Raw genomic sequence first — 26,012 nt, forward strand, 5'->3', positions numbered from 1 at the left:
GTATGCTCATCCGAGATGCCTACGAGCAAAATTCGACGGCAGCAACGAGGGCAGGTTTATGTGACAACGCCCCTGTCGCAGCGATCTGCGCAGCCTGATGGCCAACCCGGCGGCGCTACGTCGCCTGCACGCTGAGGACTTCGTTACGGCAGATTTCGGCCTGCCGACGGTGCGTGACATTCTGTCAGAAATGGAAAAGCCCGGCCGCGATCCGCGCCCGAGCTTCAAAACGGCGGTCTTCGCCGAAGGAGTCGAGGACATCAAGGACCTGAAACCCGGCATGTCCCTGGAAGGCACGGTGACGAATGTGGCCGGCTTTGGCGCCTTTGTGGATGTCGGCGTGCATCAGGACGGGTTGGTGCACGTGAGTCAGCTTGCCGACCGTTTCGTCAAGGACCCACATGAGGTGGTGAAAGCGGGAGACGTGGTCCGCGTGCGCGTGACCGAGGTCGACGTGGCCCGCAAACGCATCGGTCTGAGTATGCGTAAGGACGGCGGTGGTGCTGCGCGTGACGACCGAGGTGGGAAGCCTGGCGGCAAGGGCAGGGGGCCTCAGAAGGGGCACGGTAAACTGCGGCAGAGTGCTCAGAGGGGGAAGGGTGGTTCTGCTGGGCGCACGGATCAGACCGGCGCGCTTGGGGCGGCGCTGTTGGATGCGATGAAGAAGCGGTAGGGCATAGGCGTGTAGCGGCCAGAATTGGCCGCGAACAGCTGCTGTTCTACCTGCGGCTTATCCTAGACGGTCTTGCAGTAGGGCAAGGTGTTTCGCGACCAGTGCCGCCGCGGCCTCGGCGCTTGCGCTTTCCGCATAACAGCGGAATTCCGGAGCGTTGCCTGAAGGGCGCAGATGCACGATGTCGCCGCCCTCAAAGGTGACTCGCAGCCCGTCGGTCGTATCGCATGACAATTCAGCAGGCATTTCGGAAAAGAACGTGGCGCGGATTTCGGGGCTATCCGTCATTTCCGCAAGAAACTGCGCTGAGTCTTGCGGTTCGATGCCTTGCAGGCGATCTGCGGCTGTAAAACGTGAAGGCAATGATGCAACCAATGCCGCGATACTTTGCTTTGATGCATTCGCAGCCGCCAAAGGCGCGAGAATGGGCAAGAGACAATCGCGGGTCATCAGCGGCGGCAACGCCCCGCAGGGGTCCTGCGCCGAGAACCCCAGAAGAACTCCACCGTTGGCTTCGTAACCAATCACCTTGGTCGCGGAGTTTTGGGCAAGGGCCTGTTCCATGGCGGCGATTACAAATGGTGATCCAATCTTGGTGTAATCCACATTCGCAAAGTGGCCCATCATCTCGACTATGCTGTTTGAGGACACTGGCGTACATACGTTGGTGGCCCCGAGGAAGCGGGCCGTCAGCGGACCAAGCACGTCGCCGGCCACAATGTCTCCGGTTGCATTGGCCAGCATTGGCCTGTCAGCGTCACCATCGGTGGAGATCACAGCGTCCAGCGCATGCTCCTTCACCCATGCTTGCAATTGCGAGCGTGTTTCTGGGTCGACTGCTTCGGTATCAACCGGAATGAACACATCCGAGCGTGCCAGGGGTACTGGGGTGGCGCCCAAGGCGGCGACGACATCGACCATGATGTCACGCGCCACAGAGCTGTGCTGATAGACACCGATCCGTAAACCCTGCAGCGCATCTGATCCAAACGCCTCGCGATATCGGGACACATAGTTTGAGATGCAGTTGCTGTCCGAAATCAGGCGGCCGGGATTGGTTGTTTGGGGGGCGGATCTGGCCTCAAACGCTGCTAATATCCGTTCTTCATCAGCTTTGGATATCTCACCCTGCGGGACATAGAATTTAAGCCCGTTACGGTCGGCTGGAATATGGCTACCGGTGACCATTATCGCCGCGTGACCTTGGGTCATCGCCGAAAGCGCCAAGGCAGGGGTTGGCACGGCTCCACTTTCATAGGCATCAATACCGGCCGCGCGTATCGCTGCGATCACAGTTGCCGCGATCTCAGGAGAAGAGGGGCGAAGGTCCCAACCGACATGCACACCGCCACCCAGTGGACAGGTCTGTAAAAAGGCGTGCGTATAGGCTGTGATCAAATCTGTGGTCAGCTCACTTACCAGGCCACGCAAGCCACTGGTACCGAATTTTGGGGGCATGCTTTACAGCTCCATATACAGGCAGAACGTAACCGCCCGATTGTCACCGCAGTCGTAGGTTCTTGATGCGGGCGATGATGTTAGGGGCATCTCCGTCAGTCCGACCCAAAAAGGTCCCTAGTAAACACTCTGTCCTTGACGTCGTCGATCTCCGGTGTGACACGGTTGGCGACGATTATCTCGGCTTCTAGTTTAAAAAGATCAACGTCGCGAACGACCCGAGACCCAAAGAATGTGTCATCGTTCATTGCTGGTTCGTAGATGATAACTTCTATACCCTTTGCCTTCAGGCGTTTCATGATGCCTTGTACAGACGATTGCCGAAAGTTGTCGGATCCAGCTTTCATAACTAGCCGAAAAATGCCCACCGTTTTGGGGTTCTTTGCCACAATCCGATCTGCAAGGAAGTCCTTGCGGGTTCTGTTTGCTTCCACAATGGCAGCAATAAGACTTTGTGGCACATCGGCATAGTTTGCTAGAAGCTGTTTGGTATCTTTGGGCAGACAATAGCCTCCATAGCCGAAAGACGGATTATTGTAGTGATTGCCAATTCGTGGATCATGGCTTACGCCCTGAATGATCTGTCTGGCTTCCAGACCGTGCGCTATGGCATAACTGTCGAGCTCATTGAAGAATGCTACACGCATAGCCAGATAGGTATTCGCGAACAGCTTGATGGCTTCGGCTTCCGAAGGGGAGGTAAAAAGAACAGGAACGTCCTTATCGATGGCGCCTTCCACGAGTAGTTCCGCGAATTGGCGCGCTTTTTTTGTTTTCGAACCAACGATTATTCGGCTTGGATGAAGATTGTCAAATAGCGCTCGCCCTTCGCGAAGGAATTCTGGGCTGAACATAATATGAGGGTTGCCGGTCCTTTCTCTAAGTCCGACGACAAAACCCACTGGGACAGTGGATTTTATAACCACAGTTGCGTTGGGGGCATGTTGTGTTACCTCCAAAGCCACCTTTTCAACTGACGACGTATCAAAGAAGTTGGTCTTAGGATCGTAATCTGTAGGCGTAGCGATGATTACAACATCGGTATTTTTAAGAGCGTCAACAAGATCGGTCGACGCACTAAGATCTAGCTTGCGATTTGCTAGGAAATCTTCAAGCTCTTCATCTACAATTGGACTTTTTCGCTCGTTGACCGAAATGACCCGTTCTTTCGAAATATCAACCGCAGTGACGGAGTTTTTTTGAGCCAAAAGAGCTGCATTTGATAGGCCAACGTAGCCTATTCCAACAACGACTATCCGTTTTTGATTTGATTTGCTCATCCTTTGGCACCTTGCCCACGAGCATACTCATCTTCGTAACGGATAATGTCATCTTCGCCGAGGTAGGACCCAGTCTGCACCTCGATAAGAACCATTGGAAGTTTACCAGGGTTTTCCATTCGATGAACGGCTCCGAGTGGGATATAGACTGATTGGTTTTCCGCCACCAATTTCACTTCTTCATCGATGGTGACTTTTGCGGTCCCTTCAACAACAATCCAGTGTTCCGATCGATGGTGGTGACTCTGCAAAGAAAGTGAAGCTTCGGGGTGAACCACGATGCGTTTCACCTGGAAGCGTTCACCGATTACCAGGCTTTCGAACCAGCCCCAGGGACGGTGATCTTTGGAAAAGGTTTCAGCTTGCTTGGCCTGTTTTGCTTTCAACGCATCAACGGCTTTTTTGACATCTTGCGCGCGCGAAGAATCGGCCACGAGAACCGCATCAGGCATAGCTACAGTGAGAATATTGTTTAGACCAATGCCGACAACTTCCAGCATTCCCTCTTCTGAACGTAACAGCGTGTTGTCGCAATCTATTGCGGTTACCGAGCCAGACGTTGCAACACCTCGAGAATCTTGTTTGGACTCGCGCAAAACCGCGTCCCAGTCTCCCAGGTCAGACCAACCAGATGAAAAAGGAACGACCGAAAGGTTTTCAGCGCGCTCCATGACGGCATAATCGATCGAGATATCTTCAACGCCTTGCCATGCATCAGGGTTTAGATGCAGGAAACCGAGATCGGGTTGGGCTTTGTCGATGGATTTCCTCACAGGGGTGATCAATTCAGATGCGTGTGCCTGGAAAGCTTCAACAATGGTTTTCACCGAGAAAAGGAAAATACCCGCATTCCAAAGGTAATTTCCCTTTGCCAGCATCTCGGCTGCTTTTGATGTGTCAGGCTTTTCGATGAAACGTTTGAGAGGCACCGTGGAAAAATCGGCTGCTTCATCGTTTAGCTCGAGATAGCCATAGCCGGTTTCGGCGTGGGTCGGCGTGATACCAAAGGTAACCAATTGTCCGGCATGAGCCGCTTCGGACCCGGCCGCAACTGCGTTCCGGAACGCTGCTGGATCTGGCACGACATGATCGGATGGAGCTACAAGCATCAGGGCGTCTGGGTCAGTTCCTTCCAACCAAAGGGCTGCTGCCAAAATCGCGGGCGCAGTATTGCGGCCATCAGGCTCGACAATAATAGTGCTGGGATCAATACCAATCTCCGTCATCTGCTCGGTGACAATAAAACGAAAGTCGGAATGGGTTAAGACTACTGGGGAAGCGTAGCCTTCTCCTGATAGACGTTCCGCGGCAGCCTGGAACAAGGTAGTTTTCCCGAAAAGGTGAGAGAACTGCTTAGGATAGCTTTTTCGTGACAGAGGCCACAGACGGGTCCCTGCGCCACCGCAAAGTAGTACGGGTGTAATCATGGTGACTTTCCTCTTAAGTCAAAATAGTGGAAGCGATTGCGAATAGAGTAGCCATGGTGTGGTAATTTGTTCTTTCGCTCAAAGTTTCTCCGACTGGCGCTGGATCTAATATGGGTTGTTTGTGTGAACACGATTGAAGCTTCAGTTTTCAGAAGAAAATTGACGGGGCAAGCTGGCAGTTTTCTAGATGGGGCGACTCAACAGAAAACGCACGCTCAAAAACTTGACGAGCGCTGATAGGAAAATTGTAGAGGCGAGTAAGTAAGCACTGCCTTCGAAACCCTTCAATACCAGCACTAAGACAAATCCAAGACCGGCAGCGGCCCCAAGGCAGGACACAATCAAGTTCGGAAAGTACTTACCCATGCGCACGAGAAGAAAGCCGTGGCCCGATACCACTTGAAGCAAACAAAACGAGATACAAATGATAGCCACAAGCACCAAATCTATCGGAAAGTAGTGTCTGGCCACGAGAGAAACAATTGTAACCAGAAGAACATAGATCAACAGAAGCCGGAGCACCCGAGTCTGATGCCCGCGAAACACTCTCAGCATTGCTTCACCATTTGAACAGGAAGATAGTTCTGTATTCAAATGTGCAACAAGTGAAATAACATAGGGTTCCGGCGCCCGAATAATTCTGCTGAGTAAAAAGTACTGGACTGATTCTGCCGGCTGAAGAAAGTAACTTGCAACCAGAACGTCCAGATTGCTGTTGACCAGATTTGCAATCGAGGTAACCCAAATAGAGGAATTGCTTCCCACTGGTAAGCTAGACATCCGCCAAACTACCCCTTTTGAGAAAAGACGGAAAACTATCCAGGTAAGAAAGACCGAGCTAACAAAAATCACCGCAATTGGCAGCGTCGCAAAAACACCTAGCAAATTGAGCATCACTGCTATCAAAAGATAGAACTTTGAATGCAGGAAGATCGATAGGCCAAAACTCTTACAACCGCGTGCAATATGTTCCCAAAATGCGAGGGTCGCCATCAGGAAACTGATTGCAAAGATGACAAGAAGGTCCGGAGCAAAAAAATGCGTGGTAATGATAAATGGCAAAAAGAGAATTGCGGCTAAAGCGGATGGTTTTGCTTCCGGCGAAAAAACGACCCGTGTGTGCTGGCCAAAAAAGAATATGGCCAAAAAAAGAGCGGAAGTATTCAGAAGTTTTACAATGAAGCTCGCTTCGAGTGCGTAGTCGAAATACGATAAAAAAACCAGCAATGACAATGGAGCGAAATGCGCACCCGTGCGCAATGCGGCAAATATGTTCCGGTTTTCAAGGCGTTTCATTTTGGAAACCCTGTATCGTATTTCCGGCTCCTGCCCCAATCACGTTTCGTCTCGGGCAGTTGGATTTTGGCTTAAGTTATTTTTTTTGGTCAAGTTTGTCGCTCGTACGCAACTTCTCTGCTATTAGCCAAGGTTGCTCTACCGGTTATCCGATCTTTAGTCAGGAAAAGAGATGCAGTCAGAGCTCTGCAACGGCATGCGTAAATGTGTGAGACGGAAAAGTCTCCGGATCGTTTCATGCCAAAGAGAAGAGACTGTATCCAGAGAAGAGAGTTTTTACCAATCCGGAGTAAAACGATCCACCTCCAAGGTTGCTCACTGTTGAGCATTTCGAATACTTGGCCATAACTCTGACGCTCAATTTTTTTCACTATTTGCTGCGCGTTTCTCAACTTAGTTCGTACCTTAAAACGTTCATCCAGAGTCAGCCCAAAACCAGCGGCAGTTGCTCTGTGTCCAAAATCCACATCGCCACCCGAAACGAATCGTTCATCGAACCCGTTTAGTGAGTCAAAAAGCTTGCGTGAAACGAATAAGGAAATCGTGGGAAGGAACTGGTATTTCCTGATAAATTCGGCCTGTTTGAAGGCATTTTGATAATACCATCTTTCGGCCCCGTCTTCAGGATCGCGATCGAAGCAAACCAAAGGCCCGATCAAAGTATTCTCAGCCTTTGCAACTTCAATATCTGGGAGCTCTAGAACCTCGACATCTGAATCCAGAAAAAGAAGCTGGTTGTATTTCGCAAATCGCACCCCTTCGTTGCGCGCTGCATAGGATCCATTGATACCTTTCAAGTATCTAAAAAGGACGCCGTTCGACTCCTCAGTTCCAACTTTATTGCCACCGTCGATCACGACAATGAACTGGGGTTCTTCTTTGGGATTATTGAGAACTTTTCGGCATGATTCCACGGTTTTTAGAGCGTGTCTTTTTGAAATACAGGGGATTATTATCGAAAACATTGCCGTATATCCCAAAGCAAATTTGTGACAGAGTACTTCAATATTGAAATCTTATTCCTGACTTCCAGATTGTTTCGGTTTTCGAACGTCTCGTAGTAAGCCGCCTCCGCTTTATCTACGTCAAAAGTAATTTTTTCCGCCAGAGCCGAAAGGCCTTCGCGCGGATTTTCGAGATCAAAAATTACTACGTGCTTCCAATACTTGGAGCAAAAAAATATGGTGTCGTACATCCAATCGACCATGCCCTCCAACAAGGTGTCCGAATTTTCATGAAAATCCCGAAGTAGAATGCCTTGTGAATACAGTTTGGGTAAGTTCGTCTTAAACCACCTTTTCGAGTAAGATGCAGCAATCTTTTTCCTATCTCGTACGACGATTACCAAAACCGCGTCGTTGCCAAACTTTTCCGTGAGCTGCGGCAAAAAGAATGTAAGCCGATTGTCTGCTTCGATATGATTGTTTGGATAGTTCAGGCGGGTTTCATACGTTTCCTTAACGCGCGTCTCGTGCCCTGCTGTCATACCCTCTAAACTCGAGAATACTTTGACTATTGAAGTTGTGGCAGTACGCCCAGGTGACAAGAAAAAAACGTTCAAATAACTAGACCTCTAAATTTGTGATTTGATACTCGGTGGACTCAGTAACATCGCACGGAAACCCTAGACCTTCGGAAATAGGAGTGTTGGTAAAGATCATCAGTTTGTTGACGATTTTTCCGTTTAGGCCATATCCTAGGCGCATTTGATCGACCAAACGATCATCCGGGGCTTTTATTGCGATGAAATGCATTAGCAATAGCGCTTCAATACCATCTAAGTTTTTCGGATCCTGATTTTCCCTGAGAGCACAAAGAAACAGAAAACAACCAGTGTTATGACGATATAAAGGGGAAGCAGTTTCGTCACAAACGCATTCGATACACCACCAGTCGGGACGATTCGTGCAATATAGTAAAGAGACAACAAATTGATCGAAAGTTCAAAGTGGTGATGGATCGCTGGCGCTGAAAGTGATTTCAGCACCACTCTGTTTAATGAAACAAGAAGAAGAAATGGTACGATCGATAAAAGGAGAAAACTGCGACCGAAATTTAGAATAGCCTCTCCAAGAAAGGTCGTCGTCATTACGAAAACTCCACCTTGCGAGTTGAAATACGAGGTGACGAAAACCTGCGATGACTCCATGCTTTTGACAAAAACCGAAAGCAAATCGCGAAAGTAGTATTCTCCATATCCGATGCCCATGGTGCTAACGAAATGATCAATTCGCGGAATATTTGTCTCGTAATTTACCTCAAACACCCTCCAGTACACGAGCTCGATTCCTTGCCGCCAATCCTGTGTCTCGAATCTGATCATAGTCAGGTAGACAGCCGGTATCAGGCCAATCAACAAGACAATTGAGCCAATCCCAGAGAGCCGCAGCAGTGCTTTGATGCCAATTTTGGATTTACCGCCCTGACGGGAAACTGCAGCTGCTATAGCCAGTAGAATAAACCCGTCCACGGCACGAGCTCGATATCCACTCAAAATGAAAGCGAGCAATATAAAAAACATCACCAAAATAAACTTTGATTTTTTGAGCCACGTTTTCGCTGACGACACACCGAGAAAGGACAAAAGAATGAGCAGATAAAAAACTACTGGATAAATCCGGTCATAAATGGAAATGCTGTTGGAAAACTCTACTCTGCTAACTTCCGGGCGTGTCGACAGCGCTGGAATTCCATGTATTGCCAAAAAAAAGAAAAATGGCATTGAGAAAAGTATCAGGATACGAAAAACCCGTGCAAAGCCGCTGTTTAAAGTCCAGTCGGCTTCTGGCCCAGTTTCGTACGTTATTACCTTTTGGCGACCGAGCAACAGCGCACATACCAGAATCTGCGCTACAATTGTCACTGAAAAGATGGGTGCTTCGGATGCAACTCCCGCAACCCCATAGAAGGCAAAGCAGAACAGCACGAATATTAGTGAGAAGATATTTATCAAAGTGGCCTGCTTGGTTATGGTGCGGTATCAAAAAGTAGCTCCGGCCAAAATGACCATCTTGGATTGTCTCGCCAAACCCAATCCTAGGTAAATGGCGCTCATTCCGTACTAAATTTGTCGCCTTTTTCCATAAGGTGAGGAGTGTACTCAAGCTTTTTCAATAGAGCCCGCAAAAATTCTGAATGCTGCCATTCAGCCAAAAATCGCTCAATAGTCTTTGCAGCGTCGCACGGTTGCAGACTTATCACTGTGCCCAGGTTCTGATCGTCGACGTATTCGGTCAACCCAGGAATATTTGTAACGGCAACGGGTGTTCCGTTTTCGTGGCTTGCATTTATTACGCCGCTTTGGGTGCAGGAGGTGTACGGGACCACAACCAGCCTAGCTTCCCTAATGAGATTCTCCAGGGTTTCATCCCCAATGTACTCAGAAATAACGTCGAAATTTTCATTTTTCCTTAAATCACATCCCGCCGAGGCGACAACCACTGATAGGCCTGAGCTCTTTAATTCACCGCTCAATTTTTCCATGAATGGGAAGTTTTTGTAAGGCTCGTTTCTTCCAAATGCCAGCACATAGTCCCGCCGTTGCCTCTCACAAAGTCTCTTCTCTGAAATTAGCAGCGGAAGATGAAAAACTGAATTATTGCTGCCGAGAGCCATGTCATATTGATACTTGCTATGAAAGTGCAATGGGAACAATCGTTCTACGACACGATTGTAAAGGCGGACCTGCCGTTCCTTAGGGCCGGGATGCGGCTCGTAGTCATGAATCGTCATTGTTACTTTGTTGAAGAACACGTATCGGAGTATGCAGGCGGCCAAGGCCTCTTTTATTCCCGCAGTTGTTACCAGAATTCTCTTGTTGAAAACTACTCGCCGGAGCCTCTTAACTCCCAGCGTCTCATAAATTCGACTATATTTTACGTGATCCGCGTTGGTGTTAAATGTTAGATGGAAATCGAAATCTTCCGGTCCACAGACATTCATTGAAGTGGTCTCTCTTTTGATTGGTTCCGCTTCTGGTTGTCAACGGCCAAGCAAAGTTCCCTAGCCGATTCCGGAGTCAAAGGGCTTTCGAAAATGCGCCTGACTTTTTCCAAATCGCTACCCTCGAGATCCCACCAAGCCCGCCCAGCGAGAAGTGCGATTATCTTTTCCGAGAACCTCCATCGTAGAAAACGCGCGGGTGTCCCTGCAACAACTGCATAATCCGGTACTGACTTGGTAACGACCGATCCCGCACCGATAACGGCTCCGTTGCCGATACTCACTCCCGGAAGAACAATTACACTGTCACCAATCCAGACAGCATTTCCAATAGTGACGCCGTCTTCAGATGTTCGCTTGGGTAAAGTCGTTGAATTCAACCAACTTTTCTGCGCTCGGTAGTTCATGTTTAAATAGCTATAGTCATGGTTCTCTGTACGCACGACTAATCGGCCACCAATCGCGCAGAGCTTTCCAATGCGACAACCGGCACCAAGAAAAGATGGATGGTTGATGTTTGTGTACTGACCAACCGAGACGCCCCTCAAAATCTCAGAAGAAGGGTGAATAAAGCCTTTACCCCTATAAGCATGCGCAAGGCAAAATAGTATCGACCGTACACGGTTACGAAGAAGAAAAAACAGCATTCGTCCTACTCATTTTAGAATCGGAGTTTTTTGGGGTTGACCATGAACGCTCGTGTTCAACCTATTACTTTGAAAATTTTCGCCCACCAGAAAAGACATCGTTTACGTTATTGCCAAAAAACTCAAATCCAAATGCTCTTTAAGCGACATGGCTACTCGGTGTAGAAAATTTCTCGTTTTGGATTTGGCGCAACAAATTCGCTATGGAGAGTGCGTTTGATACCTTCTTGAAGCGTAAATGGAGGCTCAAACCCATCAAGGTCAGCTTTTGCGGAGGCGAAGGATGTAGAAGAACAGAACTTCTTCACGCGAATTGAACTAAGGGGAAGTTTCTTGCCCGTAATCTTTGTAATACCGTCGGCAATGTAGCCTAAAATCAAGCCAACCCAATACGGTAGGCGTGGGCCAACGTTATCTTGACCCTTAAGTAACTTTCTAACTTGTCGCACAAGAGTGTTCATTTCCAAGTCAGGCGTGTCAACGTAGTTGTAAACCGCATATTTTTTTTTGGATTCGAGACACTTTTCAAGAAATGAGACTATGTTCCCGATGTATGCCATTGATTTTCGGTTTTTCCCAGATCCTACCATCACGAATTTCCCAGAGGAAATTTGGTTCAATAGATTGTACACATTTCCTCTATTCCCTTCACCGAAGATCACCGTTGGGCGCACAATTAGCAATTCATGATCGCCCTCAGCTTGCCATGAACGCAATGTTTCTTCGGCTTGGTACTTGGTCATGCCATACTCATTAAAGGGGTTAATCTTTCCGCTCTCGCTTGTACCAGGCTCAGCAAAGCCATAAACCGCCACCGAGCTTGTGAAAACAATTTTATTGATGCCCTTGTCGACACAGACTTCGGCTATATTAGCAGCGCCATCGACGTTTGTTCGGTAGTATTCGGTCTTGTCGCGGACGTCGTCTCTGTGAACGGCCGCCAAGTTTACGACAACGTTACCACTAATTGTTTGGCGCAGGCTTTCGATGTCTCGCACATCACCAGTTTTGCACTTCTCGGGGAAGCGAAGGCTTTTCTTGATGTCGATAATTTCGAAAGGGATTTGCCGGTCAAAAAGTTTCTGACACAAATTCGTGCCGACAAACCCTGCTCCTCCGATTACGGTAATTCTTGGTTGGTCTTCCATTACGACAGCCTCCGAATTGCATTATGATTGGCCGAAAATCGTGTGCCGGTTCTGAAATCTTGCTGAATGACTGGGTTCGTGAACTTCTGCTTGGAACGAAATCGGCAACGCGTTTCCTTTAGTTAAAATTGATTGGAAAGTACTTTGTTTTTTTTGCGGTCCGATAGTCTTTCAGAGATTAGTTTTGTGAACGGTTCGTTGTACTCCGGGTGCTCCAACGCAAAATCCACAATTGCCTCGAGATAGCCGAACTTTGATCCACAATCATATCGCCGCCCTATCAACCTGACCGCATCCACCCTGCCATTTTTTGCTTCTGCGTTAATCGCGTCGGTAAGCTGGATTTCTCCCCCCACGCCAGGTTTAATCTCGCGCAAATGGTTGAAAATACTCGGTTCAAACACATATCGCCCTACTGCGGCGAAGTCGGATGGAGCTTCGGTGGGGTCGGGTTTTTCGACGATCCCCGTGATAGGAATCGGGCCGTCGCCAATGTTGGAAGCCGGATTAATGACGCCGTAATTGCTGATCTGGTCAGATTCGACAGATAAAACTGACAAGGCAACTTTGCCGGTGCCTTCATAGTGGCGCACCAGCTCTTCTGTGGGCTTCGGCGCGCCTGACATGAAGTCGTCAGGTAACAAAACGGCAAACGGCTCGCGCCCAACTGCCGGCTCAGCACAAAGCACCGCGTGCCCCAGCCCAAGCGCTTCGGCTTGTCGCACGAAAATGCAATTCACTCCAGGAGGTGTGATATCTTGCAGCATCTCGACGAGATCCGTTTTTCCTTTCTTGAGCAATGTCGCCTCAAGCTCGGGATTACCGTCAAAATGATCCTCGATGGCGCGCTTCGTCCTGCCTGTGACAAAGATCAGATCCGTTATGCCCGCTTCAATCGCCTCTTCAACCGCAAATTGGATGATCGGCTTGTCGAGAATCGGCAAAAGCTCTTTCGGCATAGCCTTGGTCGCCGGAAGAAAACGTGTGCCAAGCCCAGCAACGGGAAATACGGCTTTGCGAATTGTTCGACTAAATTCCATTTAATGATTCTCTCTAATACTATTTAGGTCTGCTGGGGCTGGCTTCACCCTTCTCCAACTCCGCCTCAAGCCGCACGATCTCGTCTGAAAGCGCCTCAAATTCCACCCGTTTGCGCCGCAAGAACCGAGCTGTCAGCCACATTTTTTCTCGCATACCGCGTGGTGTCAGCACATACGCATAACGCCCTTTGTGCTGCGAGGCGGTAAAATTGCTGAGCTTCACCATCCCCTTTTGCACCAACGCTTTCAGCATGTAATAGGCGGTACCGTTGGAAATCCCGACAGCATCTGCCAGCTGGCGGGTGCTCATTTCCGGATTTTCTTCCAAAAGACGGAGGATCTGGAAGCGGGTGTCTTCCTGCTGTTCTGCGCGGCGGCTGACCATCAGAGCGTTATTACCACGGCTACCGCACCGAAGCTCGCTTTGAGGGGAGGTTCGAAAAAGGCTTCATTCAAATTCATACGACGCTTAATCATGGGCGCTCAAGTTTGAACGATAAGATGTCAATGGAAAGAGGGCAAGGAGTAAATTTCGGGAAACTATCGGTTTGAGGGGGTTGTCGTCAGCTCAATAATATCAGATCTGAATGGTTCAAAAGGCCTTTTTTTGGCGATCAGTTGTTAAATCGCAAAGTGGACTTAATTTGCCTTGGCAATTCGCGAATTCTTAGAGCGAAGTCAACTGAAATCGACTGCCCTCCTGGGTCCTACGCTCGGCAAAATGTGAGCGATAGCGTCCATTATCATTCCCATCACCGGCTTAATTCGCCTGTTCGGATTCTTGAGGATAACGGTGAAACGGTTGACCCGCTCAACTAATGACGCCTGTGAGCGATATCTGAACCGCGACTCTTGTTGTCTTCAGGGTAGGGGTCTCACCGCAATTCCTCCATCACCTTTTCGCGAAACACCTCTGCTGGCGTCTTCCATCCCAGGCACTTGCGGGGCGTGTTGTTGAGACGGTCGCAGATCATTTTCATGTCGTGATCTTTCATCGATCTAATGTCACGCGTGCGGGGCAGCCATCTTCGAAGACGTCGATTTGTGTTCTCGACAGTGCCTTTCTGCCACGGTGAAGACGGGTCACAGAACCAGGTCTGCGTTCCGATCTCGGCTTGAAGGTGCGGCCAGCTGACGAACTCGGTGCCTCGGTCGAATGTGATGGATTTCCGGGCTGCTAAAGGGAGATCTCGGATAGCGTCCATGATCTTTCCTATCACAGGCTTTGTTCGCTTGTTGGGATTCTTGAGGATGACGGTGAAGCGGCTGACCCGCTCGACTAATGACGTCACATTTGACTGCCCAACGATCTCTGCAACGACGGGCTGATTTGGTTACGCAAATACATCTGCCATCATTCTGGAGATGACAACCAGAAGAAAGATGCCGAATGTGATCTCCAGCTTTCGGGAAGATAGTTTGTGCGCAAATCGAGCGCCAAAAGGTGCGGCCAACATCGAAAACGGTATGACCAGTGCCGCACCCAGCAGGTGCACATCACATAGCCCAATGTCCAAGGCGGCAGTGTTTCCAGCCCCCATCCGGCGTAGATATAGCCAAGCGTTGCCGGAATAGCGATCAGTACGCCCAAGCCGGCGGATGTTGCCACGGCTTGATGGATTGACTGGCCAAAGCTGGTCATGAAGAGGTTGTTCAGATTGCCGCCGCCAATCCCCATGAACGTAGACAGAAAACCAATACCAAACCCCACACCATTGGTGACAGGGCGCGACGGTAGATGGTCGCTCAGCGTCCAGCTTGCGCGGTTGAACAGCATCTTGACCGCGATAAGCAGTGCGACGGCGGCAAAAATCACGCGCAGAACATTACCTGAAACACCGCCCACAATCAGTGAAGCTACAACAACACCGAGCGGCACCCAGAACATCCAGGCCTTCAGCAATTCGGCATTGCCCGCCCCTTGGCTGCGATGTGACAGAAAGGATCGGACTGCGGTGGGAATGATGATTGCCAGTGACGTGCCCACCGCCATATGCGCGACGACATCGGGGTTCACATTCAGATATGGAAAAACGGTAATCAGGATTGGCACCAATATTGCACCGCCGCCAATGCCAAACAGCCCGGCAAGAAACCCGGCCAGGATTCCAGCCAGCCCGAGCCCTAGCGCAAGGATGAGAAACTCAGCCATTCAGATCATATCCACGTTGAACAATTGATTTACGCCTTGCCTTTGTCGCGCACGACCAGGACTGAGCATTCGGCATGCCGCACGATCCGCGCCGCCTTGGGGCCCAGCAGGAAATCCCTTAGATCGGGGTTTTGCGAACCGACGACGATGAGGTCGGCGTCTATATTTTTGGCGGCTTCAAGAACCTCGACATAGATATTACCGCTGCGCAGGTGGAATTGCACATCTGTGCCTTTTGGCAAATCCTCAGCAAGCGACTCCAGCGCCTTATGGCTTTCGGCCCGGTGGGCGTCTTCGAACCCATCGGGAATAAACTGCGCCAACGGGCTAAGTGCCTTTTGCTCCGGGACCACATGCATCAGGTGCAGGTGGGTAACGGGTTTTACCAGATCGCGGACCGCGGGGCACAGCATTGCCCAACAGTCTTTGTCTAGCAGGTCGATGGCGACCAGAATGTGCCGGGGCATCTGTTATCCTTTCGACGTCAGGTATTCAGGCAGCCACAGCGCGATCTGCGGGAACACGGTCAGCAGAATGACACCAACCACCATCAGCAGGAACATGGGTAGGGCCGAACGGGCAATGAAACCCAGATCGCGTCCGGTCATGCTTTGTACCAAGAACAGGTTAAACCCGACGGGTGGCGTGATCATCGCCATCTCGGCGACCAGCACCACGAAGATGCCAAACCAGATCATGTCGATCCCGGCGCCACGTACCAAAGGTTCAACCACAGCCATTGTCAGAACGATGGACGATATCCCGTCAAGGAAGAACCCAAGCACCACGTAGAACAGAGTCAAAGCCGCAATCAGCATCCAGGGGCTGAGGCCCATACCGCCGATCCACTCGGCCAGCGCGCGTGGCAAGCCGGTGAACCCCATCGCCAGTGTCAAAAAGGCCGAGCCCGCCACCAAAAGCATGATCATCGCCGTGGTTTTTGTGGCGCCCATCAAGCCGTCGATAAATTTATCCCAGTTTAACGACCCTTCCAGAATGGACAGCAGCAACGCGCCCAGAACGCCCAGAACGGCGGCCTCGGTCGGAGAGGCGACACCGGCGTAGATCGACCCGATAACAATCAGGATCAGGCCAACAACCGGGGCCAGTTGCAGTATGCCCCGCCCCCGTTCAGACCATGAAGCGCGTTCCTCGCGCAAGGCGCGGCCAGCGGGGTTCAGCATACCCCAGATGATGATGTAGCCCATGAACAAAACGGCCAGCATCAGCCCGGGAAAAATCCCCGCCATGAACAGGCGCGTGATGGATTCCTGCGCTGTGACTCCATAGACAATCATGATGATTGAAGGCGGGATCAACAGGCCCAGCGTCGATGCGCCGGCCAGCGTGCCATAAGCCATATTGTCGGGATAGCTGCGCTTTTTCAGCTCGGGCACGGTGATCTTGCCAATGGTGGCCAGAGTGGCCGCAGACGAGCCCGAGATGGCAGCAAAGGTGGCACAGCCCACGATATTCACATGGATCAACCCGCCCGGCAGGTGACGCATCAGCGGTGACAACCCGTTGAACAACCCCTGGGATAATCTCGATCGGAACAGAATCTCGCCCATCCAGATAAACAACGGCAGCGAAGCAAGCCCCCAAAGCGCCGAATGACTCCAGACAGTGGTGGCCAGCGCGTCACCAACAGGGCGCGACGTAAACAGCGCCATTGCGATGAACCCGACCCCCATCAGGGCCAGCCCGATCCAGACGCCCAGGCTGAGCAACCCCAAAAGAGCGACGACCATTAATATGGCAAGTGTTGTTTCGGTCATCAGTTATTCCCAGCTTTCGGATTTGTGTTCAGCCGCAAGACCCTGAAGGTTGCGCCGGATCAGCGCGCGTATGAACGCTAGCACCAGTACAAATGCAAACAGACAGAACCCAAGGGCAAAGGGGGCCTGTGGGATCCAGATCAGAATTTCATCCGAGCCGTCGCTGCGATCCTCATACAGCCAGGAAGTATGGGCCATCCGCACTAGATAATAGGCCAGATACGTGGTCATCACAGCCGAGAGAGCGAGCACCAGTACCTCAAGCACATAGCGTGGCCCCGAGCGCAGCTGATCAATGATCATCTCGACCCGGATATGTCCATGCTGGCCAAAGGTATAGGCCATGCCCATCGCACCTGCAGAGGCCAAACAGTAGGCCGCATAATCAGTCAGTCCCGGGACGTAGACGCCAATCGCACGGCTGATCACACTGGTGACGACAAGGCCAGTAAGGACGATTATCGCCACGGCCGCCAGCGCACCGCACAAGCGGCTGATGACATCAATGCTGCGCCCTAAAAGGTCTTGCATGTTTCCCTCCGGCCCTTAAGTGCAGGGTAGCCGGGGCCGCCCTGCCAGTGGTGTTGAAACCGTCTGGCTATTTTGCGGCGTTATAGGCGTCGAGCGCTGCGGCACCCGCATCCCCGGCATTGTCGGCCCATTCCTGTGCCATCGTCGTACCGATTTCCTGGAACGAGGCGGCCAGTTCCGCCGATGGTGCAGACACCGTCATGCCGTTCTCGGCCATTGTGGCGTTATACCCGTCAGTCACACCTTCCACAGCATCCCAGACATCGGCTTCCGCCTTTGCAGCGGCCTCCATGACCACTTTTTGCGTGGCTTCGTCAAGGCCGTTCCAGGCGTCCAGATTAACGATCACGGCGCTTTTCGGCATCCAGGCGTTCACGGTGTAGAAGTGATCGGCATAGTCCCACATCTTTTGGAACACTCCGATGGCGCCCGATCCCATCATGCTATCGGCCACGCCTGTGGAAAACGCCTGACTGATCTCGGTCGCTTCGGTCTTGGTCGGCGTCGCACGCATCAGCACCGCAAGGCGTGAGGTATTGGCATCCGCAGCGCGGAACTTGGCACCATCCATATCCGCCATGGTTTCAATCGGATTGGCCGAGAACAGCCCCTGCGGTGGCCAAACCGGCATGAACAACAGTTTCATGCCGCGCTCTTCCAGTGCTGCCTCGATCGCGGGTTTTGAGGCCTGATACAGCGCCCATGCCTCATCAAAATTGGTGGCGACAAATGGTACAGTGTCGAGTCCAAAGATCGGATCTTCCTTGGCATGCGCCCCCATGTACCGGCCACCGATGGGGACCTGCCCGGACCGAACGGCGCGCAGAATCTCGGACCCTCTATAAAGCGACCCTGCCGGATGCACGACAATCTCAAGAGCACCGCCCGAGTTGGCGGTCACATCCTCGGCAAAGGCGATATAGGATTGCGAAATGAAGTTCTTGCCGGAATAGGCGGTCGGCATGTCCCACTTTTCCTGCGCCTGAGCCAGTGTCGCCGCCGCAGATATCGCAAGCGCTGTCACGCCAGTTTTCATGTATGTTCTAGGCATTTTGATCTCCCTGAATGTTTGTGTCTCAGTCCACGATCACCAGATCGCGCGGGTATTGTGTCAGCACCTCGCAACCGGTCGCAGTGACGCGGATACTGTCGCTGATGGCCATGCCGAAATCTTCGCGGAACATGGTCGGAATGATGTGAAAGGTCATGTTTTCCTGGATCATCAGCGGGTCGTCCGGGCGGATAGCATAGATATGCCCTTCGGCCCAGTTGGGCGGAAAGCCGATCCCGATGCCATAAGCGACCCGGCTTTTGAAATATTTACCCAGCCCAAGTTTTTCGATCCCGGCCCGGCAGCGCCGGTCGATTTCGCCCGCTGTCTCACCCGGTTTGATCACATCAATCGCGGTTTCCAGAATACCGATCAACGCATCAGCCGTTGCCTTATGTTCATCCGTGGGGTTTCCAACCACAGCCGAACGCGACATCATCACGTGATACCGGTCAACGCAGCCCGCGCCCTCAAGCAAAACTACATCGCCGCGTTCGATCACCTTACGTTTCCACAAGGCAAAACACAGGGCCGAGCGTTTGCCGCTGACCACCATAGGCGGGTGTCCGATATACTCGCTGCCTGCCGCGATGGACCTCTGATAGAGCGCTGCCGCCACATCATTGTCGGTACGCCCCGGCGCGATGGTTTTTAGCGCCGCATCCATGCCTGCCTCGACCGCGCGGGCGGCCTGTCGCATCCGGTCGATCTGAGCCGGGGATTTAACGGGGCGGTGTTGTTCGATCACCCCGTCCCAATCCTGAAACGCAATCGAACCCAACGCGGACAGGCGTCTGTAATCGCGGACATTCAGATACCGGGTGCCTGTTTCCAATCCGATCTGACGTGAGCCCAGCCGTTCCAGAAATCCGCAAAGGACATCGATATGATCCTGCGTGTCCAGTACCGCCTCGACCCCGCCAATGGTTGGCAATGCCAGCGCCATGTCGCGGTTGACGACGCGCGTGATAACGGTGGGCAACCCTTCATTGGGGATGAACATGCATTGAAAGGTGAAATAGCCGATGGTCTGAAAGCCGGTCAGCCAGAACATGTTCTCGGGATCGAACAGCAAGGAGCCGTCGAGCCCTCTGGCTGACAGGTCCGCCTGTATCATGTGCAACCGAGCGGCGAAGTCAGAGGCATCAAACGCAAGTTCGCCCGGCCAATGGCCCGAAGTCTGGGCAGGGGCAGACAAGTCAGTAGCAAGTTCGATCATGGCATGTTCATTCATTATCGACATTGCCAAGCAGTTTGCGATTGAATTAGTATAATTTCAAATAACTTGTTTTACCCCCAAGCAGAGAAAAAGTTATGAATGCACGGCAAGTCGAGATTTTTCGGATGGTTATGCTGACCGGGTCGGTAACAGAATCCGCAAAACGCCTGCATGTCAGCCAGCCTGCAATCAGCAAACAGTTGCGTTTGTTAGAGGACGACGTGGGCTTTACCCTGTTTGGTCGCAACGGAAACCGCCTGCATCCCACAGATGAGGCCAACGCCCTGTTTGAGCAGGCCGAGATCCTGTACCGGGGTCTGGATCAGCTGGATCGGTTCGCCGAGGATCTGCGCGAAAGCCGGCGTGGGATGCTCAGCGTAGCCGCAATGCCGCTGCTCTCACAAGGCTGGTTACCACGCACAACAGCGAATTTTCTACGAGACAGGCCGGATGTTTCGCTGTCACTGGTCGCGCGTAGCACCGACTGGATCGCCCGGTCCGTTGCCGCCGGACGCTCTGATCTGGGTTTGGGCCTTTTCCGTAAGGATGAGTTGGGGGTCATACAAACCCCGTTATTGCAATTGCCCCTGGTCTGTGTGTGCCCCAAGGGGCATCCGCTGTGCGGGCGCAAGCGCATCGAGATTGACGATTTGGCGGGTTACGATCTGATCGCGCCTTCGAATTTCGACCCTTTGCATCTGGCATTGCCGCATCCTTTGTCCCAACTGATATCGTCTCAGCGGCGCCGGTTAGAAGTGTTTACAACCCAAACCGCGCTGGAACTTGCCATGAATGGCGCTGGTGTGGCTATCGTGGACGCGATGACTGCGCTTGAAAGGCCTTCGGACACAGTCGTCGTGCGCCCTCTGGACCAGAATTTCGGCTTTGACATCGTGCTGATGACTCCAAGACACAGATCTCATTCGCGACTGGTAAAGTCTATGCAGCAACAGCTCGTGACCGATGCGCTCAGCGCTCAGGAACGCGCGTTTCAGTATGTAGCTGCGTGCGAAGCATAACCAAGATTTGGTTTGCTATAGAAATTTCTTGCATTTGGTTATTAATCGCTCACGCATGATGCGCCGCCAGAATCGGAAGGACATGACATGGAGTTCACCACACGGCCTGACATCACCGGGCATTTTGGGATCGCAAGCTCAACCCACTGGCTGGCCAGTCAGACTGCGATGCGTATGCTTGAGATTGGCGGTAACGCCTTTGATGCCGCGGTGGCCGGTGGACTGGTTTTACAAGTGGCCGAGCCACATCTGAACGGTCCTCTGGGTGAGGTGCCCATACTACTGCACCATGCCGACAGCGGCGCGACCCGCGTGGTTTGCGGGCAAGGCCCCGCACCTGCTGGCGCAACGATTGACACATTTCGCGCACTTGGGATTGACCAGATTCCCGGCACAGGGCTGCTGGCGACAGCTATCCCGGGTGCGTTTGATGCCTGGATGCTGATGCTGCGCGACTATGGCACCCTCGATCTGGCAGAGGTGATGCAGCCAGCCATCGACTATGCAACGCATGGCGTGCCGATGACGTTGAAGCTGATCAAGTCGATCACGCAGTTGCGGGGGTGGTTTGCTGCCGAATGGCCAGAAAATGCAGCGATTTACCTCGATAATGGGGACGTTCCATCGGCGGATAAGCCGCTTAAAAACCCCACTCTTGCGGGTATGTATACGCGTATTTTGCATGAGGCGACAGGTGCCGCGCAGGACCGGTCGGATCAGATCGAAGCGGCCCGCAATGTCTGGAAAACTGGCTTTGTCGCCGAAAGCATTGATCGGTTTTGCCGCACGACCACACATCCGGATGTGACCGGGCAGCGCAATGGCGGGCTGTTGACCGGTGACGACATGGCGGGCTGGTCGGCCTTTTATGAAGACCCTTTTACTCTGAACTATCGCGGTCACACCGTATGCAAGACTGGACCGTGGGGTCAGGGTCCGGTGCTTTTGCAGGGGTTGGCATTGGCCGAACAGCTTGAAGATCACCTGCGTGACCCAAACAGCGCTAATTTCTATCACACGCTGATTGAGATCATGAAACTGACCTATGCCGATCGGGAAACCTATTACGGTGATCCGAATGTGGTGCAGGTGCCAATGGCGCAATTGCTGGGTCGAGATTACGCGCAAAGCCGCGCAAAACTGGTGGGCAATCAGGCCAACAACACCTGGCGACCCGGCGACATCCCAGGATTTGGCCATCCCGTAGACTATCACAGCGCAGCCACGAAAGTGTTCGATGCCGAGGCGCTGGCCGCGATGGGACTGGGTGAACCGACATCCAAAAGCGATAACGACAGCGGTGATCCGGGGCCCGTCACCGGCGATACCTGCCAAATCAGCGTGGTTGACCGTTGGGGCAACATGGTGTCAGCCACCCCGTCGGGTGGCTGGATGGAATCCTCACCCGTGATCCCCGAGCTTGGCGTGTGTCTGGGCACCCGGCTTCAGATGATGAGCCTGACACCCGACGCGCCAGACGCGCTTTTGCCAGGCAAACGCCCGCGCAGTACGTTGTCACCAACGATTGTTCTGAACGATGCAGGCAAACCATACATGGCGCTTGGCACACCAGGTGGCGACAAGCAGGATCAATGGCAACTGGCGTTTCTGGTCCGTCATCTGCTTTGCGGCATGTCCCCACAGCAGGCCAATGATGCGCCCGGGTTCAGCTCAACCCATTGGCCCGGCTCATTTTACCCGCGCAACGCCGAGCCCGGACATATGAAGATCGAAGCCCGCAATAGCCGCGAGACGGTCGCCGCACTGACCGCACGTGGCCATGTTGTCACCACCGCACCGCCTTGGTCGGAAGGGTGGATTTGCAGCGCCATGATCACCTCCGAGGGAACGTTGTGTGGGTCTGCCAGCGCCAGAGGGATGCAGGCCTATGCGATTGGGCGATGATCAGAAAGCGTTGACTGCTATTTGGTAGCGAAAGGTGAGGAGCGGTCATTCGGGGCAGGTGCAGCGAAATCAACCTTTGTCCCGCGTAGCCGTCGTTCATACTGAGCGCGGCGAATGCCTGGAAAGAGCCCATAGTTCCAGATACTGCGCCTTGCACAAACAGCCGCGAAGCACCGATTGCCGACCTTGGCGTTGGAAAGCACGGCCCGAAGCCGCCTTTGGGTCGCTATGTTTTGAATATGTGTCTTAGGCGGTGGGCTTTCAAACGGACAAGCGTTGACACAGAGCTTCGTTCTTAGGTGCTCGAGGCATGCGCCCCGGCCAGTCGGCCGAAAACGGATCCGTTGATCAGACCGGTTCCGCCCGGATAGTTGAAGAAGAATACGCCTCCAACCAGTTCGCCCGCTGCAAATAGCCCCGGGATAGGTACCAGGTCATTGTCGAGCACCTGTGCGCTGTCGGGGTCGATTCTGAGCCCGCCAAAGGTGAAAGTGATCCCACAGCCGACCTGGTAGGCCTCGAACGGGCCTTCGTCGATGGTGTTGGCCCAATTGGATTTCGGCACAGCCAGCCCATGTGTCGCGCGCCCGTCCTTGACGTTCGGGTCAAACGGCGTGTTGGTGTCGACCGCAGCATTGTAGGCACGGATTTCGTCCAGGAAGGCCTTTGGTTCAACACCTTCCAGTTTCTGCGCCAACTCCTCCAACGTCGGGGCTATCACCTTGGTCACGCGTTTGATGCGATATTCGTCGCGGAGAAGATGGGTGACTTTGGCGTCGAAAACCTGCCAGGCGAACTGATCCGGCTGATCAAGGATCACACGGCCATATTTGGCATAGGTGTAGTTGCGGAAATCCGCCCCTTCATCGACAAAACGCCGTCCGGTTGCGTTGACCATGATCCCCCAGGGATAGGAATGCTTCTGGAACCCGTCGCCAACATCCAGATCGCCGAACTCGGGCGCGTTGTAGTCCCAGCCGACCGCATGACAGCCCGACCAGTTGCCATAAGTCGAGGCGCCGACATCCATCGCCATCTTGATGCCTTCGCCCGTGTTGAACCGCGAGCCACGCACACGGGCCATCTCCCAGCCGGGTCCAAGATAGCGGGTGCGCATCTCCGGGCTGGCCTGAAAACCGCCCGCCGCAACAACCACGGATTTGGCCCGCAGATCGTGGGTTTCACCCTTGTGGCGCACCTTGACGCCAGTGACCGCATGACCATCCGTCAGGATTTCCACGGCTCGGGTCTCGTATCGGATTTCGACGCCGCTTTCCTTGGCAATCTGGGTATGGGCGTCCACCAATCCGGGCCCGCCGCCCCAGGCCTCCAGCGTCAGACCGCCCCAGAACTTAAATCGCCCATCGACCTTGAAGGCCTGCCGCCCATAGATCGGCATGAAGCGGATACCCTTGTCGCGCATCCAGTGCATAGTTTCTCGGGACGTGGTCACCAGCCGTTCACAAAGTGCCGGGTCGGTACGGTAGCGGGTGATACGAAACATGTCGTCAAAGAACTGATCGGTGGTGTAGGTGCCGAAATCGGTGATGGCGATCTGCTCTTCTGAAAGGTCCGGGCACAGCGCCCTGATATCCTCGACCCCGTCATAGGCAAACCGGATCGCCCCGGCGGTGTAGCGTGAGTTGCCGCCGTTTTCCGCCTCATCGGAGCATTCCAGCATCAACACGCTGGCCCCGTTTTCCCGCGCCGCGTGAGCTGCGCAAAACGCGGCATTACCCGCGCCAATGATGATCACATCCCAGGTTGTCATCCGGTCAATCCTTCTGTGGGGCCTTGAACAGGTCCTTGCGCAGTGTCATCAGCGCGCCCGGATCTATTCTGGCTTGAATAACGGTTGTTTCGTTCGAGGCGATGGCCTGTTGCAGCGCGGAACCCATGCCGCCGGGGCCATCGACCCAGATGCCTTTGCCACCGCAGAGCTCAGCAAATCTGTCGAAGCGTGGCGATTGGATTTCCGCGCCCAGCAGGCGCCCACCGTAGAACTCCTGCTGATAGGCCTTTTCGGCGCCCCAGGCCTGATTATCCAGCACGATGATGGTGACCGGCAACTCATGCTGAATGGCCGTCTGGATTTCGATCATGGTGTAGCCCACGGCGCCATCGCCCATCACTGCCACCACAGGCCGGTCGGGCGCGGCGGCCTTGGCCCCGATGGCAGCGGCCAGGCCAAAGCCGACAAGGCCAAAGTCCAGCGGCGTAATCAGGCTCATCGGCGCGTAATGGGCCAGCCGGTCGGCAGCCTGCAAGCAGGTGTTGCCGGTGTCCAGCGTCACGATGGCGTCTTCCGGCAATGTGGCACGTATTTCAGCCAGGGCGCGGCGGGGGTGCATTGGTAGCGTGTCCAGCGCCGCTTCTTCGGCCCGCTCAGCTGCAAGGCTTGCCATGTCCGCCCGGAAAGCTTCGCGCCAAGGATCACAGGTCGGACGGGTGACGTAGCCGGTCAATATTTCAGCCGTTAGGCGGGCATCGCCCTGTGCCGCGATCTCGGCGGGGAAGTAGCGGCCGATAGCAGACCCTTCAATATCCACATGAGCAATGCGGGTTTCCGCGCCGACATAGTCGTGTGAGTGGAATGTCGAGTTGAAACCCAGCCGAGCACCCAGCACCACCATGACGTCGGCCTCTTTGGTCAGCCGGCTGGCCACCCGGTTGCCGCGCGGTCCGGCTTGGCCAGCAAACCACGCATGGCCGTGCCGCATCACATCAGCGTGGCCCGTCGATGCTACGACCGGGACTTCCAGCTTGTCGACCAAGACCGTCAGGGCCTCGCGCCCTGCGCCCCATTTGAATCCACCACCGGCAAAGATCACGGGGCGTTCGGCCCGCGCGAGCAACTCGGCAATCGCGGCGATGTCAATCTCCACCGCCGGACCGGCTCGGGCGATGTTTATTGGTGCGGGGACGAACTCCGGTACGTCGGCGGCAAAAAGATCGCGCGGGACGTGCAGCACCACCGGCCCGCGCCTTCCCGTGTTGGCCAGACGGATCGCGTCTTCCAGCATGGGCGCCAGACGCGACGGGTCCGTCACCATGAGCGATCGTTTGCAGATCGGTGCGAACAATGCCACCTGATCAACTTCCTGAAACGTATCTTTCGCCTGATCTGCGCGGGTAATGGCACCAGCAATCACCACAAGCGGTGAATAGGCCAGATGCGCCTCTGCAACGGCTGTCACGATATTCACGACGCCAGGACCTGCTTGCGCGCCCAGCACCACACCGGGCTTGCCAGTCATCCGCGCCCAGGCATCGGCCATGTGCCCGGCGGCCCGTTCGTCGCGGGCGCCGACATAGGCGATTTCGCCGCCCCTATACATCGCGTCGTAAAGCTCCAGCATCGAGCCGCCCAACAAACCGAACACGGTGTCGATGCCGTTGGCTTTCAAAACGCGGTAAACGGCTTCGCCGCCATTTATGGTCGTCAT

The 26,012-nt window shown here is 53.4% G+C and carries 22 protein-coding genes and 2 pseudogenes; 3 read left to right on the forward strand and 21 right to left on the reverse strand.

All coding sequences use genetic code 11. From position 1 onward, the window contains the following. Positions 1 to 73: 73 nt before the first annotated feature. A pseudogene (locus EK369_RS20760) lies at positions 74 to 673 on the forward strand (S1 RNA-binding domain-containing protein); the annotation flags it as partial. A 57-nt stretch (positions 674 to 730) separates the two neighbouring features. Here the strand turns inward: EK369_RS20760 and EK369_RS20765 are convergent. The 19 genes and pseudogenes from EK369_RS20765 to EK369_RS20860 form a co-directional block, all read right to left on the reverse strand. After that, the gene (locus tag EK369_RS20765; protein ID WP_127116198.1) at positions 731 to 2,131 is read right to left on the reverse strand and encodes a phosphomannomutase; all 1,401 of its coding nucleotides are present in this window, start codon (positions 2,129 to 2,131) and stop codon (positions 731 to 733) included. Between the two features lie 95 nt (positions 2,132 to 2,226). Then, complete coding sequence (locus tag EK369_RS20770) at positions 2,227 to 3,411, reverse strand: nucleotide sugar dehydrogenase (protein WP_127116199.1); 1,185 nt, start codon at positions 3,409 to 3,411, stop codon at positions 2,227 to 2,229. After that, a complete protein-coding gene (locus tag EK369_RS20775) occupies positions 3,408 to 4,838 on the reverse strand; it encodes a mannose-1-phosphate guanylyltransferase/mannose-6-phosphate isomerase (protein ID WP_127116200.1) in 1,431 nt (476 codons plus the stop codon). Before EK369_RS20775 ends, EK369_RS20770 begins: the two co-directional genes overlap by 4 nt. Positions 4,839 to 5,021: 183 nt before the next feature. Beyond that, positions 5,022 to 6,134, reverse strand: coding sequence for a hypothetical protein (locus EK369_RS20780; protein WP_127116201.1), 1,113 nt, complete (start codon positions 6,132 to 6,134; stop codon positions 5,022 to 5,024). Positions 6,135 to 6,223: 89 nt separating this feature from the next. Then, a complete protein-coding gene (locus EK369_RS20785; protein WP_127116202.1) occupies positions 6,224 to 7,114 on the reverse strand; it encodes a glycosyltransferase family 2 protein in 891 nt (296 codons plus the stop codon). Next, positions 7,087 to 7,620 (reverse strand): sulfotransferase domain-containing protein, encoded by a 534-nt coding sequence (locus EK369_RS20790; protein WP_127116203.1) that lies wholly within the window; start codon positions 7,618 to 7,620, stop codon positions 7,087 to 7,089. The genes EK369_RS20785 and EK369_RS20790 overlap by 28 nt, the downstream gene beginning before the upstream one ends. A gap of 291 nt (positions 7,621 to 7,911) precedes the next feature. After that, complete coding sequence (locus EK369_RS20795; RefSeq protein WP_127116204.1) at positions 7,912 to 9,060, reverse strand: hypothetical protein; 1,149 nt, start codon at positions 9,058 to 9,060, stop codon at positions 7,912 to 7,914. Positions 9,061 to 9,185: 125 nt separating this feature from the next. Next, entirely contained in the window at positions 9,186 to 10,076 is an 891-nt protein-coding gene (locus EK369_RS20800; RefSeq protein ID WP_127116205.1) for a glycosyltransferase, read from the reverse strand. Next, positions 10,073 to 10,723: a CatB-related O-acetyltransferase gene (locus EK369_RS20805; RefSeq protein ID WP_127116206.1), complete on the reverse strand. Its 651-nt coding sequence runs from the start codon at positions 10,721 to 10,723 to the stop codon at positions 10,073 to 10,075. The genes EK369_RS20800 and EK369_RS20805 overlap by 4 nt, the downstream gene beginning before the upstream one ends. Positions 10,724 to 10,875: 152 nt before the next feature. Next, positions 10,876 to 11,871: an NAD-dependent epimerase/dehydratase family protein gene (locus tag EK369_RS20810; protein ID WP_127116207.1), complete on the reverse strand. Its 996-nt coding sequence runs from the start codon at positions 11,869 to 11,871 to the stop codon at positions 10,876 to 10,878. 122 nt (positions 11,872 to 11,993) lie between these two features. After that, positions 11,994 to 12,911 carry a UTP--glucose-1-phosphate uridylyltransferase GalU gene (gene galU / locus EK369_RS20815; RefSeq protein WP_127116208.1) on the reverse strand — a complete coding sequence of 306 codons (918 nt, stop codon included), beginning with the start codon at positions 12,909 to 12,911 and terminating at the stop codon, positions 11,994 to 11,996. A 19-nt stretch (positions 12,912 to 12,930) separates the two neighbouring features. Further along, positions 12,931 to 13,296 carry a MarR family EPS-associated transcriptional regulator gene (locus EK369_RS20820; protein WP_127116209.1) on the reverse strand — a complete coding sequence of 122 codons (366 nt, stop codon included), beginning with the start codon at positions 13,294 to 13,296 and terminating at the stop codon, positions 12,931 to 12,933. Positions 13,297 to 13,786: 490 nt separating this feature from the next. After that, positions 13,787 to 14,215, reverse strand: a pseudogene (locus EK369_RS20830) (IS30 family transposase); the annotation flags it as partial. A gap of 50 nt (positions 14,216 to 14,265) precedes the next feature. Continuing rightward, positions 14,266 to 15,063, reverse strand: coding sequence for a sulfite exporter TauE/SafE family protein (locus EK369_RS20835; protein WP_235871503.1), 798 nt, complete (start codon positions 15,061 to 15,063; stop codon positions 14,266 to 14,268). 29 nt (positions 15,064 to 15,092) lie between these two features. Next, positions 15,093 to 15,530, reverse strand: coding sequence for a universal stress protein (locus EK369_RS20840; RefSeq protein WP_127116210.1), 438 nt, complete (start codon positions 15,528 to 15,530; stop codon positions 15,093 to 15,095). 3 nt (positions 15,531 to 15,533) lie between these two features. Beyond that, positions 15,534 to 16,841 (reverse strand): TRAP transporter large permease, encoded by a 1,308-nt coding sequence (locus EK369_RS20845; protein WP_127116211.1) that lies wholly within the window; start codon positions 16,839 to 16,841, stop codon positions 15,534 to 15,536. Between the two features lie 3 nt (positions 16,842 to 16,844). Next, a complete protein-coding gene (locus tag EK369_RS20850; RefSeq protein WP_127116212.1) occupies positions 16,845 to 17,372 on the reverse strand; it encodes a TRAP transporter small permease in 528 nt (175 codons plus the stop codon). Between the two features lie 67 nt (positions 17,373 to 17,439). Then, complete coding sequence (locus EK369_RS20855) at positions 17,440 to 18,423, reverse strand: TRAP transporter substrate-binding protein (protein WP_127116213.1); 984 nt, start codon at positions 18,421 to 18,423, stop codon at positions 17,440 to 17,442. A 25-nt stretch (positions 18,424 to 18,448) separates the two neighbouring features. After that, a complete protein-coding gene (locus tag EK369_RS20860; protein ID WP_206198138.1) occupies positions 18,449 to 19,657 on the reverse strand; it encodes a M24 family metallopeptidase in 1,209 nt (402 codons plus the stop codon). 80 nt (positions 19,658 to 19,737) lie between these two features. On the opposite strand from EK369_RS20860, the gene EK369_RS20865 reads away from it, so the two are divergent. After that, on the forward strand, positions 19,738 to 20,661 hold the full coding sequence (locus tag EK369_RS20865; protein WP_127116215.1) for a LysR substrate-binding domain-containing protein: 924 nt from the start codon (positions 19,738 to 19,740) through the stop codon (positions 20,659 to 20,661). An 87-nt stretch (positions 20,662 to 20,748) separates the two neighbouring features. Then, positions 20,749 to 22,566, forward strand: coding sequence for a gamma-glutamyltransferase family protein (locus EK369_RS20870; protein WP_127116216.1), 1,818 nt, complete (start codon positions 20,749 to 20,751; stop codon positions 22,564 to 22,566). Positions 22,567 to 22,861: 295 nt separating this feature from the next. Here EK369_RS20870 and tcuA read toward each other — a convergent pair whose 3' ends face one another. Together tcuA and EK369_RS20880 are read right to left on the reverse strand one after the other, a co-directional pair. Continuing rightward, positions 22,862 to 24,337, reverse strand: coding sequence for an FAD-dependent tricarballylate dehydrogenase TcuA (tcuA, locus tag EK369_RS20875; RefSeq protein WP_127116217.1), 1,476 nt, complete (start codon positions 24,335 to 24,337; stop codon positions 22,862 to 22,864). Between the two features lie 4 nt (positions 24,338 to 24,341). After that, the gene (locus EK369_RS20880) at positions 24,342 to 26,012 is read right to left on the reverse strand and encodes a thiamine pyrophosphate-binding protein (protein WP_127116218.1); all 1,671 of its coding nucleotides are present in this window, start codon (positions 26,010 to 26,012) and stop codon (positions 24,342 to 24,344) included.

This window comes from Shimia sediminis, from assembly GCF_003990645.1.
In the GTDB taxonomy this organism is placed as follows: Bacteria; Pseudomonadota; Alphaproteobacteria; order Rhodobacterales; family Rhodobacteraceae; genus Shimia; species Shimia sediminis.